Source organism: Vibrio sp. Vb0349, from assembly GCF_033338975.1.
Genome location: NZ_JAWOTS010000035.1, coordinates 1 through 18,653, shown reverse-complemented (window position 1 = coordinate 18,653; position 18,653 = coordinate 1). Strand labels below are relative to the sequence as shown.

13 protein-coding genes, 1 tRNA gene and 1 rRNA gene are annotated in these 18,653 nt (G+C 46.1%); 9 read left to right on the top strand and 6 right to left on the bottom strand.

Annotation, left to right across the window (positions count from 1 at the left end):
• Nucleotides 1-44: 44 nt before the first annotated feature.
• Complete coding sequence (locus tag R7Q47_RS21270) at nt 45-3,476, bottom strand: PAS-domain containing protein (RefSeq protein ID WP_154204972.1); 3,432 nt, start codon at nt 3,474-3,476, stop codon at nt 45-47.
• Between the two features lie 135 nt (nt 3,477-3,611).
• Complete coding sequence (locus R7Q47_RS21265; protein ID WP_005382367.1) at nt 3,612-4,799, bottom strand: 3-phenylpropionate MFS transporter; 1,188 nt, start codon at nt 4,797-4,799, stop codon at nt 3,612-3,614.
• A gap of 233 nt (nt 4,800-5,032) precedes the next feature.
• Here R7Q47_RS21265 and R7Q47_RS21260 point away from each other — a divergent pair, with 233 nt between their 5' ends.
• The 9 genes from R7Q47_RS21260 (at nt 5,033) to fis (ending at nt 14,827) form a co-directional block, all read left to right on the top strand.
• Complete coding sequence (locus R7Q47_RS21260; protein WP_213870366.1) at nt 5,033-6,859, top strand: DUF294 nucleotidyltransferase-like domain-containing protein; 1,827 nt, start codon at nt 5,033-5,035, stop codon at nt 6,857-6,859.
• Nucleotides 6,860-6,892: 33 nt separating this feature from the next.
• The gene (locus R7Q47_RS21255) at nt 6,893-7,522 is read left to right on the top strand and encodes a 3'-5' exonuclease (RefSeq protein WP_025768818.1); all 630 of its coding nucleotides are present in this window, start codon (nt 6,893-6,895) and stop codon (nt 7,520-7,522) included.
• 237 nt (nt 7,523-7,759) lie between these two features.
• On the top strand, nt 7,760-9,712 hold the full coding sequence (acs, locus tag R7Q47_RS21250) for an acetate--CoA ligase (protein ID WP_005386359.1): 1,953 nt from the start codon (nt 7,760-7,762) through the stop codon (nt 9,710-9,712).
• 303 nt (nt 9,713-10,015) lie between these two features.
• Complete coding sequence (gene aroQ / locus R7Q47_RS21245) at nt 10,016-10,465, top strand: type II 3-dehydroquinate dehydratase (RefSeq protein WP_005382360.1); 450 nt, start codon at nt 10,016-10,018, stop codon at nt 10,463-10,465.
• Between the two features lie 61 nt (nt 10,466-10,526).
• A complete protein-coding gene (accB, locus tag R7Q47_RS21240) occupies nt 10,527-10,988 on the top strand; it encodes an acetyl-CoA carboxylase biotin carboxyl carrier protein (RefSeq protein ID WP_005386355.1) in 462 nt (153 codons plus the stop codon).
• Between the two features lie 14 nt (nt 10,989-11,002).
• Complete coding sequence (gene accC, locus R7Q47_RS21235; protein WP_005382509.1) at nt 11,003-12,346, top strand: acetyl-CoA carboxylase biotin carboxylase subunit; 1,344 nt, start codon at nt 11,003-11,005, stop codon at nt 12,344-12,346.
• A 165-nt stretch (nt 12,347-12,511) separates the two neighbouring features.
• Nucleotides 12,512-13,399 (top strand): 50S ribosomal protein L11 methyltransferase, encoded by an 888-nt coding sequence (prmA, locus tag R7Q47_RS21230; RefSeq protein WP_005382507.1) that lies wholly within the window; start codon nt 12,512-12,514, stop codon nt 13,397-13,399.
• A 139-nt stretch (nt 13,400-13,538) separates the two neighbouring features.
• Nucleotides 13,539-14,507 carry a tRNA dihydrouridine synthase DusB gene (gene dusB, locus R7Q47_RS21225; RefSeq protein ID WP_005382505.1) on the top strand — a complete coding sequence of 323 codons (969 nt, stop codon included), beginning with the start codon at nt 13,539-13,541 and terminating at the stop codon, nt 14,505-14,507.
• Between the two features lie 23 nt (nt 14,508-14,530).
• The gene (fis, locus tag R7Q47_RS21220) at nt 14,531-14,827 is read left to right on the top strand and encodes a DNA-binding transcriptional regulator Fis (RefSeq protein ID WP_000462885.1); all 297 of its coding nucleotides are present in this window, start codon (nt 14,531-14,533) and stop codon (nt 14,825-14,827) included.
• 74 nt (nt 14,828-14,901) lie between these two features.
• On the opposite strand, the gene R7Q47_RS21215 is transcribed toward fis, so the two are convergent.
• The 4 genes from R7Q47_RS21215 to rrf all read right to left on the bottom strand — a co-directional run bounded on the left by R7Q47_RS21215 (nt 14,902) and on the right by rrf (nt 18,608).
• Nucleotides 14,902-16,059: an MFS transporter gene (locus R7Q47_RS21215; protein ID WP_137282432.1), complete on the bottom strand. Its 1,158-nt coding sequence runs from the start codon at nt 16,057-16,059 to the stop codon at nt 14,902-14,904.
• The gene (locus tag R7Q47_RS21210) at nt 16,056-17,627 is read right to left on the bottom strand and encodes an ABC-F family ATP-binding cassette domain-containing protein (RefSeq protein WP_318089370.1); all 1,572 of its coding nucleotides are present in this window, start codon (nt 17,625-17,627) and stop codon (nt 16,056-16,058) included. The genes R7Q47_RS21215 and R7Q47_RS21210 overlap by 4 nt, the downstream gene beginning before the upstream one ends.
• 742 nt (nt 17,628-18,369) lie before the next feature.
• Nucleotides 18,370-18,446 (bottom strand) — tRNA-Asp (locus R7Q47_RS21205).
• Nucleotides 18,447-18,491: 45 nt separating this feature from the next.
• Nucleotides 18,492-18,608, bottom strand: a 5S ribosomal RNA gene (gene rrf / locus R7Q47_RS21200).
• Between the last annotated feature and the right edge of the window lie 45 nt (nt 18,609-18,653).

The window sequence follows — 18,653 nt, the reverse complement described above, 5'->3', positions numbered from 1 at the left end:
ATTCGGAGGTCTCTTTTTATAGCGATTTTTCAAACACTCCAATCCTAAGCGACTCGATTGAGCACCGAACGCAGCTTAAGCGGCTTAACTGGCTTAGCAATAAAGCTGAACCCATTTGCTTTGATGCCATCAAGCATATCATCGGTACGATCTGCACTGATGATGACGCCTTCAAAGCTGTGGCCTAATCTCAGGCGGCATTGCTGTAGCACTTCTAAACCAGTACGACCATCATCAAGTCGGTAATCGGAGAAAATTACATCCGGAATCCAACCATCCTCAAGCGCTTGTAGACTTTCAACTAAATCAATCGCAACTCGTGTATCGCAACCCCATCGGGAAAGTAAGTTTTCCATGCCGACTAGAATGTCAGGCTCATTATCGACACAAAGGATTCTCAGATGACCAAGTTCAGATTGCTTATTCATCGCCACGTGAACTGGATGAGGCTGAACATGATCAGCTTTATCTAGGGTGATGGAAAAAACACTGCCTTTTCCAACCCAAGAGCGCATCGAAATTTCATGCCCAAGTACCTGAGCAATTCCTTTCGAAATCGCCAAACCAAGTCCGAGACCTTGGTCGGAACGAACTTGAGTTCCGCGATTAAACTCTTCAAAAATCTCTTGCTGCTTCTCTTCTTCAATCCCCACTCCATTATCCCATACATCAATACGCACTCGCCCTTTCACGCGGCGAACACCGAGTGCGACTTTGCCATTCGGGTTATAACGAAACGCATTGGTCAGGAAGTTTTGCACCACACGGCGCAGCAGTTTGGGATCCGACTTAACCATGAGTGAGGACGGAATCATGGTGAACTCTATACCTTGCTGTTTGGCTAACGCACTAAACTCAGCATTCAAATTCGATAACACATCATTTAACGCAAAGCCATGCACGTTGACTTCCAACTTGCCCGATTCCAAACGCGAGATATCCAGCAAATCTCCAATTAAGTCTTCGGCAGCCTCTAAAGCACTTTCAATGTGTGCTGACAGCTTTTTGGCTTCGCTGTCTTTGGCGACTTCCGATAGTGAAGATGCGAATAGACGCGCCGCGTTGAGCGGTTGCATCAAGTCATGGCTTACTGCCGCCAAGAACCGTGATTTGGACTTCGATTCCAAATCAGAGCGCTGCGTCGCTTCCACCAGCTGCTTGTTGAGTTGTTCTAATTCTCGAGTCCGCAGACGTACCCTTTCTTCCAATGTCTCGTTGGCGTCTTTCAGTGCTTGCTCTGCATCACGGAATACGGTGATGTCGGTAAAGCTCATCACAAAGCCACCACCTGGCATTGGGTTACCTTGCACCTCTATCACGCGACCATCGGGACGAACCCGAGAAGAGGTGTGCCGAGTCCCTTGCTCAAGGTGATAAACACGGCGACGAACGTGGTCATCAGGGTCACCAGGGCCACACAACCCCTGCTCTGCATTGTGCCGAATCACATCCGCAATCGGTCGACCTACTTGAATCAGGCCTGGCGGAAATTCAAAGAGTTCTAAATAGCGTTGGTTCCACGCTACCAAGCGTAGTTGCTTATCGACGACCGCAATACCTTGTCCAATATGCTCAATCGCGCCTTGGAGTAAACCCCGACTAAAATCGTACAGTTCAGAGGCTTCATCGACGATAGTCGCCACCTCTTCAAGCTGCATGTTTCTTCCTTGCAGAGCGGAAGTAAGTACTAACTTAGCAGAAGATGCTCCAAATACCCCTGCTAGCACACGCTCCGTATGCCGAATCAGAGAAGATGGCGCTTGTTGATTCGGCATCAACTCTTCTCGTTGCTGGCTCCAGTAGGCTTGAAACGCCGCTTTAACTCGCGTTCGTCCTACAAATCTGGATGCTAGCATTTCCAGTTCTGCAACCGTAACGCGGCTCTGGTACAGACTCATATTTTCGCTTTCAGGCAACGGTGTACCAACGAATGATGCCGATTGTAAGCGCTCACTTAGGCTTGGTCGGGTAGCCATAGAAACCACAACAAAACACACTGCATTAGCGACCACGCTGAGGATCATCCCCCAATCTGAAATCGCGATATCAAAGCTAGCCAATACCTCTGGTGGCGTAATCAACCAGATCAGGAAGTTATTACTGGCGTCTCCGGCAAGCATGTCTGTTTGGCTCATTAACGTAATCAACCAGGTAGCAAAACCCACCGCGAGGCCAACATACACACCTTTCTTATTCCCTTGACGCCAATACATACCGCCAACCAGCGCAGGAGCGAATTGCGTGATAGCCGCGAACGATAGAAAGCCGATAGCAGAAAGTGAATGAATGGTGTCCAACGCTTGATAGAAACACCACGCGCCAATCAACAAAACTAAAATCAAACCACGGCGGATCCGCAGTAATAATTCAGAAAAATGGTGATGGTTACGCTGCGTCAGTCGCATGCGACGCAATAGCAATGGCATAACCAAGTCATTCGAGACCATGATCGCTAAGGCAATCGTCGATACGATAACCATGCCACTTGCCGCTGAAGTACCGCCTAGAAACGCAAGCAAGGCGATTTCACTCGCCCCTACCGACATCGGCACACTGATGACATAAGTATCAGGCGAAGCGCCACTCAAGAGACCTTGCCCTACCCATGCAATAGGTAAGACAAAAATCCCCATTAAGATCAGATAAATGGGGAACAACCAACGCGCCACGTGCAAATCTTGAGCACGTTCATTTTCCACCACCATCGTATGGAATTGTCGCGGAAGGCAAACGATCGCCAGCATCGTGAGTACAGTATGAATCAATATAGTCGGGATATTTGGTGACTGATACGTCTGTGCGGCAACATCTATTAAGCTCAAACTCTCGGTGTTCATCGCCAACCAAACAATGAAGACACCAACCACTAAAAAAGCCAGCAGTTTGATAATGGATTCGAAGGCAATTGCCATCATCATCCCACGATGGTGTTCCGTGTTATCAATGTGGCGGGTACCGAATAGCATCGTAAAAATCGCCAATGCGACCACAACAAACCACGACACGCTATCGTTTTGATAACCAAAATCAGTAGCCAGCTCTGGTGCAATAATTTCAAGCCCCATAGTGATACCACGCAGCTGTAAAGCGATGTACGGCAAAATTCCCGCAACCGCTATGAGCGTAACAACCACGGCCAAACCTTGGGATTTACCGTAGCGTGCTCCGATAAAGTCAGCAATCGACGTGATGTGTTCCCGTTTAGCAATCAAAATAAGCCGAGCTAAAACGCGCCATCCGATGGTAAACACTAAAATGGGAGCAATATAGATGGGCAAGAAAGACCAAGGATTACTGCTGGCCTGCCCGACCGTGCCGTAGAAGGTCCATGATGTACAGTACACCGCAATGGAAAGGCTATAAATCCAAGGCCGCCAGCGTGCTAGCCACCTTTTCTGAATGTCGCCGTACCACGCGATGATAAATAAAGCTCCCAAATACGCTAAAGAAACGGGAACCACCAGCCATCCTTGCATCCGATATCCTTTCTTGCCTTTCTTGCTACTTTTAAAGCAAGAGAATAAAAAAACCTCTCCATGAGGGAGAGGTTTCATTTAACACTGCTTTGATAACGGAGACAAAGCTTAGTTTTTAACCTTTGTTACATAAGTCTAATTCTGTGTTTCAAGTGGCTTGTCTGATACATCAACCACCTGATGTGGGTCTTGCGAATCAAGCTTGATGAACAGAGCCAATAACCCCATCGCGGCCATGCCCCAGAACACAAGCGGTCCCCAGTGCTCATAACCCCAGCCACTCAATACGGTCATTAACGCGATAAATGCGCCCAACGGAATCGCGTTATACAACGCTTGCAACGCTACGATCTTATTTTCTTCGGAGTTTTGGATATATTGGATCGCGGCAATGTGTGCGGTAGCGAAAGTCACACCATGCAATAGTTGAACAATCACCAAAGCAATAATTGATGTTGTCGACGCCGTAATACCCCAACGCATCATTACACCAACGGCAGCAGCAATAAACAGCGCGCGTATTGACCAACCTACGAATAAACGCTTACTCAGTGCAAACACTGCCACTTCTGCGGCCACCCCCAAGCTCCATAAGTAGCCAATGACATCTTCCGAGTGACCAGCGGCCTTCCAGTGAATCGCACTAAAGCCGTAGTAAGCCGCATGACTGCCCTGAATTAGTGACACCAACACTAAGAATTTTAGTATCGGCTTGTCGGTCAAAAGAGCGGTCAGCTTTGGACGTTCTGCGCTTTGCCCACCGTGCGTTACAGGCATTGGGTTAGTCGGTCGCATAGCAAACAGCAACGAGATAAACACGCCGAACATCGCAGTGTACAAGATCATATCGGAGCCAAATTCAGCCACCAGGTAGCCCACTGCCGTCGAGCCTGCGATAAAGGCGATCGAACCCCATAGCCGCGTGCGGCCATAATCGAGCATTTTCAGGCGAGCGTAGTAATTTGCCATCGCGTCCGACAACGGAATAATCGGTCCACAACAAAGATTGAACAACACTGTCGCTAGTGCCATTAACCAAAAGCTACCACCCGTAAAAAAGTGAAATCCAACAAAAAGGAGGGCAGCGAAACTCAACCAACGTAAAGCAGGCATAAGATGTTCGACTTTGTGTACTCGTGGGGTGATCACGATATTGGCAACACAACGTGTCGCAAGGCCTAACCCGACCAGCAAACCGATATCTGTCGAAGATACGCCCTGATCCTTAAACCAAAGTGACCAAAATGGCAGATACACGCCATACGCAAAGAAGAATCCGAGAAAGTACTGGGAAATCCAGCCATACGGAGAAGGTTTCAACATTACAAATATCCTAAAACGGGAACACCAACGTTCGAGCCGGGAATTATGGATCGCCATGCGTATTATAAAAAGGGAAGAATAAGAAACTTATCGTTTCCTCGATGGAATACTAACTTTGCGACATTTGGCATCTTCAAGCGAAAACATCGTAATTTAGACCAAAGTCGTCTGGCTTCCGGTAAGAAATTTGTCAGACTTAGAGAGTGTTCCTTCCATCATTATTGGGTGTTCTCATGCCTGACAAATTTAACATGCAATCTCCACCGTTCGATCGCTTAACTGAAGCACAACAAACGCGACTGCGATCGTCTCTGGACGTCGCCTACTATCGAGCTCGAGATGTTATTTTATCCTGCGGACAGAAGAACCCCCACTTACATATTCTGATCAAAGGCGCGGTAGAAGAGCGCTCCAACGATCAACAGGAAGTGTTCGCACATTATGCCAACGACGATATGTTCGATGTACGCTCGTTACTTGAAGACAAGGTACGTCATCACTACATCGCGCTTGAGGACACGCTCTCTTACCTACTGCCGAAAGAAATTTTCCTTGCCCTTTACAACGAAAATGGCCAGTTTGCAGCCTATTTCGATAACAATTTATCGAAACGGCAAGAGCTCATCGAAGCGGCTCATCAACAGCAAAACTTAGCGGAGTTTATTCTCACTAAAGTTGACCGCAGCATTTATCACCCACCGATGATCCTCGAACCAAATACACCAATTAACGAGGTAACACGTTCCTTAAAAGAAAATGGGATTGACGCTGCATTGGTTCAACTCCATGGCGATGATCCACGATTGGAAAAATGGCCATCAGCCCACCCGTACGCAATAGTGACTCGTACTAATATGCTGCATTCTGTGATGTTGGATGGTTGCGCGCTCGACACACCAGTGGGTGAGATCGCGAGCTTTCCTGTTTATCACGTTGATGATGGTGACTTTCTATTCAACGCCATGATCACAATGACCAGAAACAGAATGAAACGCCTCATGGTATGTGAAGGTAACAGAGCCGTTGGCATGCTGGATATGACCCAAATTCTTAGCGCGTTCTCAACCCACTCTCACGTGTTAACGCTCAGTATTGCTCGAGCAAGCAGCGTGGAAGAGCTCGCTTTGGCCTCAAACCGCCAACGTCAATTGGTCGAGAGCTTATTGAAAAACGGCATCCGCACTCGCTTCATCATGGAGCTGATCTCAGCCGTAAACGAGCAAATTATCGAGAAAGCGTTCGAGTTAGTAATACCACCAGCCTTGCACGACCATTGTTGCTTGATCGTACTCGGCTCTGAAGGCCGAGGAGAGCAAATTCTCAAAACCGATCAAGACAATGCCCTGATTATTCAAGATGGTCTGGAATGGCCTCATTGCGAACAAGTGATGCAATCCTTCACACACACCCTACAACAGCTCGGTTATCCACTTTGCCCTGGTAAAGTGATGGTTAACAACCCGAAATGGGTCAAAACACAGCAAGAATGGATAAGCACCCTAAACCACTGGATAGCTAAAGCCGAACCACAACAAATCATGGACTTAGCCATTTTCAGTGACGCCCATGCTGTTGCTGGGAATTGCGAGCTGCTGGCTCCAATTGCGGCGCATCTTCGTGACACAATGAAAGATCGCATGTTGATATTGTCTGATTTTACTCGCCCTGCCTTGCAGTTTTCGGTGCCCCTAACTCTATTTGGCAACGTAAAAAGTGCTAAAGACGGATTGGACATTAAACGCGGCGGTATTTTCCCAATTGTACACGGCATTCGCACCTTGTCTTTGGAGTATGCCATTGAAGAGAAGAACACGTTTGAACGCATTGAAGCTCTGAGAAATAAGCGCATCTTAGAACCCGAAACAGCAGATAATCTCAACGAAGCACTAAAATTGTTCTTTAAACTTCGCCTTAATCAGCAACTCAAAAAGCAAGAAGCGTTGAATAACATTGATATTAAACAACTGGATAGAACTGAGCGTGATTTGCTTCGCCACAGCTTACATGTGGTGAAGAAATTTAAGCAATTTTTAGGCTTCCATTATCAAATTCGTGATTAACCCTGATTTTCATAAATCACAGAGGCGTAAGCAATGAACTGGTTACAACGCAAATACTGGTACTACAAATTGAAAGGCTCGCCTTATCAGTCGCTGTTTTGCACGCCAGATAAAACAGAATACGTCTCTCTTGACTGCGAAACCACCAGCCTTGACCCAAATCGTGCCGAGCTGGTGACTATTGCAGCCACCAAGATCATCGACAACCGCATCATCACCAGTCAACCATTTGAAGTCCGCTTACGCGCGCCGCAATCGCTCGACTCAGGCTCGGTCAAGATCCATCGAATTCGCCACCAAGACTTAGTCGATGGCATCAGTGAAAAAGAGGCGCTGCTCGAGCTGCTCGACTTTATCGGCAACCGACCACTTGTGGGCTATCACATTCGTTACGATAAAAAGATCTTAGACCTTGCTTGTCTGAGGCAACTTGGCTTCCCACTTCCTAACCCACTGATCGAGGTCAGTCAGATTTATCACGATAAGTTGGAACGACATTTGCCGAATGCCTATTTCGACTTAAGTCTGGATGCCATTTGTAAACACCTCGAACTTCCTATCCAAGACAAACACGACGCCTTGCAAGACGCGATTTCTGCCGCTTTGGTCTTTGTCCGCTTAACGAAAGGCGATTTACCCAACCTAACCGCACCGTATACATAAAAATCAGTTGACCTAGCTCCCAGAAATACTTTTGTTTCAGCGATTTCCCGGCGCTTCTATCACTCTCATCCTAAAGTCTAATTGTGGAAATACGCGCGGTGACTGACAGTTATAAGCACAACGTCGTCATTACCACGACCAAGTTATTTAGAACCAAAAAACAGCCCTACAAAAATATATTCAAAATCTTATCTAGATTGGTGTAAGGCCGAGAAATAAGGCACAAGGAGAGAAGCCATGAGCGAAGCCCACGTTTATCCGGTAAAAGAAAATATTAAAACTCATACACACGCGGATAATGATACTTACTTAGCCATGTATCAGCAGTCGGTAACCGATCCAGAGGGCTTCTGGAACGAACACGGCAAAATCGTTGATTGGATCAAACCTTTCACCAAAGTAAAAAGCACTTCTTTCGACACTGGCCATGTTGATATTCGCTGGTTTGAAGATGGCACACTGAACGTCTCGGCTAACTGTATTGACCGTCATCTTGCAGAACACGGGGACGACGTCGCCATCATTTGGGAAGGCGATGATCCAGCCGACGACAAAACACTCACTTTCAACGAACTGCACAAAGAAGTGTGTAAATTCTCCAACGCATTGAAAGAGCAAGGCGTACGCAAGGGAGACGTGGTGTGTCTATATATGCCAATGGTGCCAGAAGCCGCTGTGGCTATGCTCGCTTGTACCCGTATTGGTGCGGTTCACACCGTAGTATTTGGCGGTTTCTCACCAGAAGCACTATCCGGCCGTATCATCGACTCTGACGCTAAAGTCGTGATCACCGCAGACGAAGGCGTACGTGGCGGACGCGCTGTTCCACTGAAAAAGAACGTGGATGAAGCACTAACCAACCCAGACGTAAAAACCATCAATAAAGTCGTCGTACTTAAACGTACAGGTGGTGATGTTGAATGGCATGAACACCGTGATGTTTGGTGGCACGAAGCAACAGCCAACGTTTCTGACGTTTGCCCACCAGAAGAGATGAAAGCCGAAGACCCGCTGTTCATCCTCTACACATCTGGCTCGACAGGTAAACCTAAAGGCGTACTACATACTACAGGCGGTTACCTCGTCTACGCGGCAATGACCTTTAAATATGTCTTCGATTATCAACCAGGTGAAACCTTCTGGTGTACCGCGGATGTGGGCTGGATTACAGGCCATACTTACCTAATTTATGGTCCACTAGCGAACGGGGCCAAAACCATTCTGTTTGAAGGTGTTCCAAACTACCCAAGCACGGCTCGTATGAGTGAAGTGGTTGATAAGCACCAAGTGAACATTCTCTACACTGCGCCAACCGCTATTCGTGCACTAATGGCAAAAGGTAACGAAGCGGTAGCAGGGACATCTCGTTCAAGCTTACGTGTGATGGGTTCAGTAGGTGAGCCTATCAACCCTGAAGCGTGGGAGTGGTACTACAAAACGATTGGTAACGAAAGCTCGCCTATCGTTGATACTTGGTGGCAAACAGAGACCGGCGGTATCTTAATTGCACCACTACCAGGTGCAACAGACTTAAAACCAGGCTCAGCAACTCGACCATTCTTCGGAGTCCAACCTGCACTGGTTGATAACATGGGCAACATCATTGAAGAAACCGCAGCAGAAGGTAACTTGGTGATCCTTGATTCATGGCCAGGTCAGATGCGTACTGTTTATGGCGACCACGAGCGCTTTGAACAGACCTACTTCTCAACCTTCAAGGGAATGTACTTTACTAGTGATGGGGCTCGTCGTGACGAAGACGGTTACTACTGGATCACGGGCCGTGTTGATGACGTACTAAACGTGTCGGGTCACCGCATGGGTACCGCTGAAATAGAATCGGCTCTTGTCGCACATCATAAAATTGCTGAGGCCGCTATTGTGGGCATTCCGCATGATATCAAAGGCCAAGCTATCTACGCTTACATTACCTTGAACGATGGTGAATTCCCGTCAGCAGAGCTACACAAAGAAGTGAAAGATTGGGTGCGTAAAGAAATTGGTCCAATTGCAACACCAGATGTACTGCACTGGACGGATTCCTTACCGAAGACTCGTTCTGGTAAGATCATGCGTCGAATCCTGCGTAAAATTGCAACGGGTGATACCAGCAACCTCGGAGACACATCAACGCTTGCCGATCCGAGCGTTGTAGATAAACTTATCGCAGAGAAAGCAGAATTGGCATAAATTCAACCAACTGTTTTAAAAGCACTTTAAAAACCGCCATCACTCATGGCGGTTTTTTGCTTTAGTGCACAAATTGGCCACACAAAAAATATGGCAATTATGTTGTTTTTGTTAACTTGGTTACAGAAACGAGAGTGGCTATTAGGAGATTAGACCAGTAAATTGCTGCTAATTGCTATGAATTAGCTATAATCTTGGTCGATTTTTTAAAATTTGCTCGGTTTTAACAAAAAAATCGTGCTGAACTATCGTATATTTGGGAATATAAACGTTCCACTCACGATAAGGGAAGATAGCAACACAATGTCTGCAAAGTCACGGATTCTTGTTCTAAACGGACCAAATCTTAATCTATTGGGTCTGCGCGAACCGACACACTATGGTCACAGTACCTTAGCTCAAGTTGTGGATACTCTTACAGAGCAAGCCCATAACGCTGGGGTAGAACTGGAACACCTACAATCAAATCGTGAGTACGAACTGATTGAAGCCATTCACGCTGCCTATGGCAAGATTGACTTCATCATCATCAATCCAGCGGCTTTCACTCATACTAGTGTGGCGCTGCGAGATGCATTACTTGGCGTCGCCATCCCATTTATTGAGGTGCACTTATCAAATGTGCACGCACGTGAACCATTCCGTCATCACTCTTATCTGTCAGATAAAGCAGAGGGTGTGATTTGCGGTTTAGGCGCACAAGGTTATGAATTTGCTCTGTCTGCAGCGATCAATAAGCTACAGGCAAAGTAACCCTAACACTCTGCAACCCTACGAGGGTTGTCTTAATCACAAGATAAAAGAGAAAGAAAAGATGGATATTCGTAAAATCAAGAAGCTAATTGAGTTAGTTGAAGAGTCTGGCATTGCTGAGCTAGAGATCTCTGAAGGTGAAGAGTCAGTGCGCATCAGCCGTCATGGCACTGCAGCCCCTCAAGCACCAATTCACTACGCAGCAGCTCCAGCGGCGGCACCTGCTCCAGTAGCAGCGGCACCAGTAGCGGAAGCGCCAGCAGCAGAAGCTCCAGCAGCAACACCTGCAGGTCACCAAGTTCTTTCTCCAATGGTTGGTACTTTCTACCGCTCTCCAAGCCCAGACTCTAAAGCATTCGTAGAAGTGGGTCAGAAAGTAAATGCTGGCGATACTCTATGTATTGTTGAAGCAATGAAAATGATGAACCAAATCGAAGCGGACAAATCTGGCGTTGTTACAGCAATCCTAGCTGAAGACGGCCAACCAGTTGAATTCGACCAACCTCTTGTTGTAATCGAATAAGCGGGGCTTGCCTTATGCTAGACAAAGTAGTCATCGCGAACCGAGGTGAAATTGCACTTCGTATTCTTCGCGCTTGTAAAGAATTAGGTATTAAGACCGTCGCTGTTCACTCAACAGCTGACCGCGATCTTAAGCACGTACTACTCGCAGACGAAACCGTATGTATCGGCCCTGCTCGTGGTATCGACAGCTACCTAAACATTCCACGCATCATTTCTGCAGCAGAAGTGACTGGTGCTGTGGCTATCCACCCAGGTTACGGCTTCCTGTCTGAGAACGCAGACTTCGCAGAGCAAGTTGAGCGCAGTGGTTTCATCTTCGTTGGTCCAAAGGCAGACACTATCCGCCTAATGGGCGATAAAGTATCTGCTATCAATGCAATGAAGAAAGCAGGCGTTCCTTGTGTACCGGGTTCTGACGGCCCTCTAGACAATGACGAAGAGAAAAACAAAGCATTTGCTAAGCGCATTGGTTACCCAGTAATCATCAAAGCATCTGGCGGCGGCGGCGGTCGTGGTATGCGTGTTGTTCGAGCAGAGAAAGACCTTATCCAAGCCATTGCAATGACACGTGCTGAAGCAAAAGCGGCGTTCAACAATGACATGGTTTACATGGAGAAATTCCTAGAAAACCCTCGTCACGTTGAAGTTCAGGTTATTGCTGACGGTCAAGGCGGCGCAATCCACCTTGGTGAGCGTGACTGTTCAATGCAACGTCGTCACCAAAAAGTAGTGGAAGAAGCTCCAGCACCTGGTATCACCGAAGAAATGCGTAAGTACATCGGTGAACGCTGTACTCGTGCATGTATCGAGATCGGTTACCGCGGCGCAGGTACGTTTGAATTCCTATACGAGAACGGTGAGTTCTACTTCATCGAAATGAACACTCGTATTCAGGTAGAGCACCCAGTAACAGAGATGGTTACTGGCATCGACCTAATCAAAGAACAGCTTCGTGTTGCAGCGGGTCAGCCTCTGTCATTCACTCAAGATGATATTAAGATCCGTGGCCATGCGATTGAGTGTCGTATCAACGCAGAAGACCCTGAGCGCTTCCTACCATCTCCGGGTAAGATCGAGCGTTTCCACGCTCCTGGCGGTATGGGTGTACGTTGGGAATCTCATATCTACACAGGCTACACAGTACCACCTCATTACGATTCAATGATTGGTAAACTGATCACTTACGGTGAGAACCGTGATGTAGCGATTGCACGTATGAAAAACGCACTGGGTGAGATGATCATCGAAGGCATCAAAACTAACGTGCCACTGCAATTCTCCATTATGAATGACGAAAACTTCCAACACGGTGGTGCAAACATCCACTACCTAGAGAAGAAGCTTGGATTACAATAAGCCTAAGCAAACGTCTTAAAAAATGCCCACTCCCGTGGGCATTTTTGTTTTATATGTACGCAAAGGGCTCAACATATAAATCGGCTTATTTGGGTATATACTCAAACAAATCGTAGAGTTCTGGTAAACTCTGCGCCACTTCATTCACTTTAAGAGCAAAAACCAATGCCTTGGATTCAAATCAAACTCAACGCGACCAATGAAAACGCTGAGCAAATCGGCGATATGCTAATGGAAGAGACTGGCGCGCTGTCTGTTACATTCTTAGACGCGCAGGATACACCTGTATTCGAACCTCTACCTGGCGAAACTCGCTTATGGGGCGATACTGATATTCTGGCACTGTATGATGCAGAAGCAGACACTAACTTCATCATCGACCAAATTAAAGCGAGCAATATGCTGGCTGACAATTTTGCTTACAAAGTAGAACAGCTTGAAGATAAAGACTGGGAACGCGAATGGATGGAAAACTTCCACCCAATGAAATTTGGTGAACGCCTATGGATTTGTCCAAGCTGGCGCGACATTCCAGATCCTGACGCTGTTAATGTTATGTTGGATCCAGGCCTTGCATTCGGTACGGGTACTCACCCTACAACAGCACTTTGTCTTGAGTGGCTAGAAAGCATGGACTTAAGCGGTAAGACCGTTATCGACTTCGGTTGTGGCTCAGGTATTCTTGCGATCGCAGCGATCAAACTGGGCGCTGAAAAAGTGATAGGGATCGACATTGATCCTCAAGCCCTGCTTGCTTCAAAAGACAATGCTGAGCGTAATGGCGTTGCAGACAAACTAGAAGTTTACTTACCGCAAAATCAACCAGAAGGTCTCGTCGCTGACGTCGTTGTGGCCAACATCCTTGCGGGACCTTTACGTGAACTTGCACCTATCATCAAAGGGCTAGTTAAGCCAAATGGCGACCTCGCTATGTCCGGCGTATTAGACACTCAAGCTGAAGATGTTGCGAACTATTACCGTGACGAGCTTCACATTGACCCGATTGTTGAGCAAAGTGAATGGTGTCGCATCTCTGGTCGTAAGCAAGGCTAGACAAGGTTTTCAGAGCTAATTGCTTGAAATTCATACAATTTACAAAAACAATTTGTAAATGCTCAAATATTAGTCTTTTCACGCAGTGAAAAAATGCGTAAAATGCGCGCCCTTGCTGGTACAGAACTGTGATGACGTTTTGAAAATCGGAAACTATCAACTTAAGAACAATCTAATCGTAGCCCCTATGGCTGGTGTAACGGATAGACCGTTTCGCGAGTTGTGTCTTCGCTATGGTGCGGGAATGGCCGTCAGTGAAATGATGTCTGCTAACCCAAAACTATGGGGAACGTCAAAGTCGAAACAGCGCATGGTACACGAGGGCGAATCGGGCATTCGCTCTGTACAGATTGCGGGTTCCGATCCACAGCTTATGGCGGACGCAGCTCAATTCAGTGTTGAGAACGGTGCACAAATCATCGACATCAACATGGGCTGCCCGGCAAAAAAAGTGAATAAGAAGCTAGCGGGCTCTGCTCTGCTTCAATACCCAAACATTATCGAAGAGATTTTGAAAGCGGTCGTGAATGCAGTGGACGTTCCTGTAACGTTAAAGACTCGAACTGGCTGGGATACAGACAACAAGAACTGTGTCCAGATCGCTAAATTAGCCGAAAACTGCGGCATACAAGCTCTTGCTCTGCATGGCAGAACGAAAGCATGTATGTACAAAGGTGAGGCCGAATATGACAGCATTAAAGCGGTAAAAGAGGCGATTTCAATTCCGGTTATCGCGAACGGTGATATCGATAGCCCGGAGAAAGCCAAATTTGTACTGGAGTACACCGGTGCGGACGCTTTAATGATTGGACGCCCTGCCCAGGGTCGTCCTTGGATTTTCCAGGAAATCCATCACTATTTGGAAAACGGCACCACAATGGAGGAACTTCCAACTGAGGAAGTGAAAACCATTATGCTTGGTCATGTAAATGCTCTGCATGAGTTTTATGGGGAGTTCTTAGGTCCACGTATCGCGCGCAAGCACGTTGGGTGGTACCTGAAAGAGCATGAACAGGCAAGTGAGTTTCGCCGTACCTTCAACGCTATCGACGCAGCTCCGCTGCAAATTGAGGCGTTAGAAGGTTATTTTGATAACGTTGCATCATAATTAAGAGAAGAGCTAGACCGAATATGTTCGAACAAAATCTGACTTCAGAAGCATTAACAGTAACTACAGTAACGTCACAAGACCAGATTACTCAGAAGCCTTTACGTGACTCTGTTAAAGCGTCTCTTAAAAACTACCTTGCTCAACTAAACGGCCAGGAAGTAACAGAACTATACGAATTAGTTCTAGCTGAAGTTGAACAGCCACTATTAGATACTATCATGCAGTACACTCGCGGTAACCAAACTCGCGCAGCAACTATGATGGGCATCAACCGCGGTACTCTTCGCAAGAAACTTAAGAAATACGGCATGAACTAAGACCGGCTTTCAAAAAGTATTTGGAACAAGCCGTTACCTTTTTAGGTAACGGCTTTTCTTTATCTACTAAAACACTACGAATAACGCTCACTTTGTTCAGCATTACCAACTGGCTTTAATATAACTACCGCTGAGCCAAACAATAACAAAGCCACGACAGCGACCCATTCACTACCTACAGAATAAGCAAAGCCCGCCAAGGCAGACCAAGTCGCGACACCAAAGTGCATCATACTCATTCCAGAAGACATCAGCACACCTCGATGTTCATCAGATAAGCTTGCTATATGTGCTTGTAACGCCGGAGAGCCTACCCCTCCAGCAAGAGACCAGAGCACTAGAGCTGGAAGATAAGCGGTCACCGTACTCATCTCATTTGAGAACACCCATGCACTACAAGGTATGCACACCATTAAGGCCACTCGCATAACGGATCGAGAGCTACCAAGCCAACGGCAAGCTCTCCCCACGCATATATTTCCAACCACACTCACGATCCCTAGAGCAGCATAAATAGCGCCCACCCAACCGAGCGCCAAATCGCTAGTATCTCGAATATGAAGGCCTATCAGGTTAAATACACCAATACCTCCCCCTAGACCTAAACACATCGCTAAAATCGCCCTCAACGCGCCAGGAACATGAATTACACCTGTTATAGATGGCAGAGCATCTGACATTTTGGACTCATCATGCTGGTCATTCATGAACACTACGCACATAGCACTGACAAGAAGAGCCGCAACGCCCAAAATAATAAAAGCGGCACGCCATGATAAAAACTGGGTCAACAATGCTCCGATCGCCGGGCTAGTTATCATACCTAGCGTTAATCCCGCCTGAACCATCACAATTTGACGCATCGCTCTATTACCCTTCGCGTCTCCCGCTAACGCGAATGCAATTGGTAACATGCCTGCACTTGCAATACCAGTGATCACTCGAGTTGCAATAGCAAGTTCAAAATCATGAACTATGCCCGTCGTAATAGACGCAACCCCAAATACAAAGCAAGCAGGCACCATGATACGAATACGCCCAACTCGGTCTGATAAACGGCCTAGGTAAGGAGCGCAAATTGCTATGGCCAAACTATATGCCGTAATAAATAAGGTAACCTGACTCGGTTGAACACTTAAATCATTTCCGATAGGTTCAAGAATAGATCCAAGCATCAACTCATCAGCACCAACAAGAAAAGCAACGAGAAATAGGATCATGGACTGCATCATAGCTCCACCTCCTGTTCTGTTTCCGATTCAGCACAAGTGAGCAACGAAATATCTAAAACTCTATCAGGCCAAGATTGCAAAAATACCTTCTCATGAGATACCACAATCACGCTACCGGAAAAGCGCTGGAGAGCCTCTTTAAGCGCATTTTTACTGCTGCTATCCAAGTGTGTTGTTGGTTCGTCCAACAGCAAAACATTGCATTTCTGAACCGATAAACAACACAGCTTCACCCGAGTTTGCTCACCACCGCTCAATGTATCTAAGTGGCGCTGCGTCTTATCCCCCGTAATCCCAAAGCGAGCTAATAGTTTGCGTGACTCTTTGCTTGAGATTGTTGGCGCACAAGAGCACAGCTCCTGTTCAGGTGTGTTCTGAGGATGGCGCCAAGACAAATCTTGAGAAAAATAACCAATCATTGCACCTTTTGCCAATACCACCTCACCAGAGAGTGGCTCGATCTCCCTCATCAGGGTTTTAAGTAAGGTCGACTTACCCACGCCGTTAAAACCAGCAACAACCAACTTTTCCCCGCGCGCTAACGTGATATCAAATACTGGAAGCAGAGGCTGCTGATAACCGATCATCAACGCTTTTGCGTCAATCACATTCGGTTGCCCAATGGGCTGGTAAGCAAAGTCAAACATCGATACTTTCTCTACATTATTCAGTTGAATACGTTCGATTTTATCCAGTTTTTTCTTACGCCCTTTAGCAAGACTCGCGTTAACTCCAGTGCCATTTTTGGCAATAAATTGCTCTAACTTTCGAATTTCATTTTGCTGAGCCTTATATTGCTTTTCTATCAAAGCACCATCGTGATGCTTTTGCTGCATTGCTTTGACATAAGTGCCGCTGTATTTTCGAACCGTTTGATAATCAATATCACAAATACTGGTCGCTACTTGATTAAGGAAATCAATATCATGAGAAACCAGTAAAACTGTGCCAATGTAATCATTGAGAAACGTGACTAGCCATTCAATGTGCGGAGCATCAAGATAGTTTGTCGGCTCATCAAGAATTAACACATCGGGGTTGCGAAGTAACAACCTGCCTAAAAGGACTTTGTGCCTTTGACCGCCACTTAGCGAGACAAGCGGTGTATCTAAGCCAAATTGATAAATACCAAGACCTACAGCAACTCGTTCAATTTTGGTATTAATTGCATAGAAGTCTTCATCTTCTAAATATGCCTGTAGCCGAGCGACTTGGCTTAAAAGAGATGTAGAGTGAGACTCGGTCATCGCATGATACAAAGTCCAAAGCTTTTGCTCTGCAGCGTATAAACTCTCAAAAGAGCCCTTTAAACACTCATGAACTGTCAGCACATTATCGATCTTAAAATGTTGTTCTAAATACCCCACCTCAAGGTTTGGTAACCATTCAATGCAGCCCTTATCTGCAGATAATTCACCGAAAAGCAGTTTCAATAAGGTGCTTTTTCCAACACCATTCGCTCCGGTGATACCTATTTTCTCTCCCACGTTAATACGAAAGGTCACGTTGTTGTATAACGTCTTATCAGCTATCTGATAAGACAAATTTTTAACTTGTAAAATACTCATGTTTTCAACCAAATAAAAAAGGGCCGGTGATCAATACCGGCCCTTATTTCAATACTGGGTAATGCTTTGTAGCTGCTTAACAGATACAAAAAGGCCGATGATGAAATATCACCGGCCATCTCTTCTCTTTTATCAGGTGTACAAGCTCCTGCGTATAACTTCAGCGAAGCTACCCACACATAAAACACCTGATGAAGATTAATTTAAGACTCCGAGCAACACTTCATCGCGTTTTTTTGCACGGAGTTCAGCCTTCTTACAAAGCTTTTAAACAAGAGATATAACATGATTTACTGTCGAAAAAATATTCGATGTGAAGCGTACACCTTTAGAATAAAAAGTACCAGATAATTGTTAAAACTATCGTGACTTAGAGGAAGACTAACAAGAAGAAAGGTTGCCTCAGCCAATTTGCTAGATAGACGATTTATAACAATCACAGTGTTGTTGCGCAGGAAAAATGCTTGGGACCAAGAATAAAACTTTCGATAAGTAGTTATTCTACAAAAATTTAAACGAAATTATCGAGTGTTATAACAAGCTAGAATAACCTGTCATGGACTGCGAGTGGTATTAGCCAACCAATATTAATATGAGCACGTATATCATTCACGTAATACATGATAGCGAATTCGTAGTTAGAATAGAGATTAGATAGGTACTGTAATAATAGCTAATATGTGCGTATATCAGCCATATAAACGAAAAAAGCCTCAGTCTTTCGACTGAGGCTTAATATAAGTGGCGGAGTGGACGGGACTCGAACCCGCGACCCCCGGCGTGACAGGCCGGTATTCTAACCAACTGAACTACCACTCCGCAGTGGTATCACTCGCTTTAATAAGCAAGCGTCCAAAATTTAAAGCCTGGCGATGTCCTACTCTCACATGGGGAAGCCCCACACTACCATCGGCGCTATTTCGTTTCACTTCTGAGTTCGGCATGGAAGTCAGGTGGGTCCAAAACGCTATGGTCGCCAAGCAAATTCTTTAATTCGGAAAGCTGTTTTTTTAATTCTCGTTCTTA

What these genes read in the sequence shown, in the direction of transcription:
- R7Q47_RS21270 (WP_154204972.1), bottom strand. Translation starts at nt 3,476, where the DNA reads ATGCAAGGATGGCTGGTGGTTCCCGTTTCTTTAGCGTATTTGGGAGCT.
- R7Q47_RS21265 (WP_005382367.1), bottom strand. Translation starts at nt 4,799, where the DNA reads ATGTTGAAACCTTCTCCGTATGGCTGGATTTCCCAGTACTTTCTCGGA.
- R7Q47_RS21260 (WP_213870366.1), top strand. Translation starts at nt 5,033, where the DNA reads ATGCCTGACAAATTTAACATGCAATCTCCACCGTTCGATCGCTTAACT.
- R7Q47_RS21255 (WP_025768818.1), top strand. Translation starts at nt 6,893, where the DNA reads ATGAACTGGTTACAACGCAAATACTGGTACTACAAATTGAAAGGCTCG.
- acs (WP_005386359.1), top strand. Translation starts at nt 7,760, where the DNA reads ATGAGCGAAGCCCACGTTTATCCGGTAAAAGAAAATATTAAAACTCAT.
- aroQ (WP_005382360.1), top strand. Translation starts at nt 10,016, where the DNA reads ATGTCTGCAAAGTCACGGATTCTTGTTCTAAACGGACCAAATCTTAAT.
- accB (WP_005386355.1), top strand. Translation starts at nt 10,527, where the DNA reads ATGGATATTCGTAAAATCAAGAAGCTAATTGAGTTAGTTGAAGAGTCT.
- accC (WP_005382509.1), top strand. Translation starts at nt 11,003, where the DNA reads ATGCTAGACAAAGTAGTCATCGCGAACCGAGGTGAAATTGCACTTCGT.
- prmA (WP_005382507.1), top strand. Translation starts at nt 12,512, where the DNA reads ATGCCTTGGATTCAAATCAAACTCAACGCGACCAATGAAAACGCTGAG.
- fis (WP_000462885.1), top strand. Translation starts at nt 14,531, where the DNA reads ATGTTCGAACAAAATCTGACTTCAGAAGCATTAACAGTAACTACAGTA.
- R7Q47_RS21215 (WP_137282432.1), bottom strand. Translation starts at nt 16,059, where the DNA reads ATGATGCAGTCCATGATCCTATTTCTCGTTGCTTTTCTTGTTGGTGCT.
- R7Q47_RS21210 (WP_318089370.1), bottom strand. Translation starts at nt 17,627, where the DNA reads ATGAGTATTTTACAAGTTAAAAATTTGTCTTATCAGATAGCTGATAAG.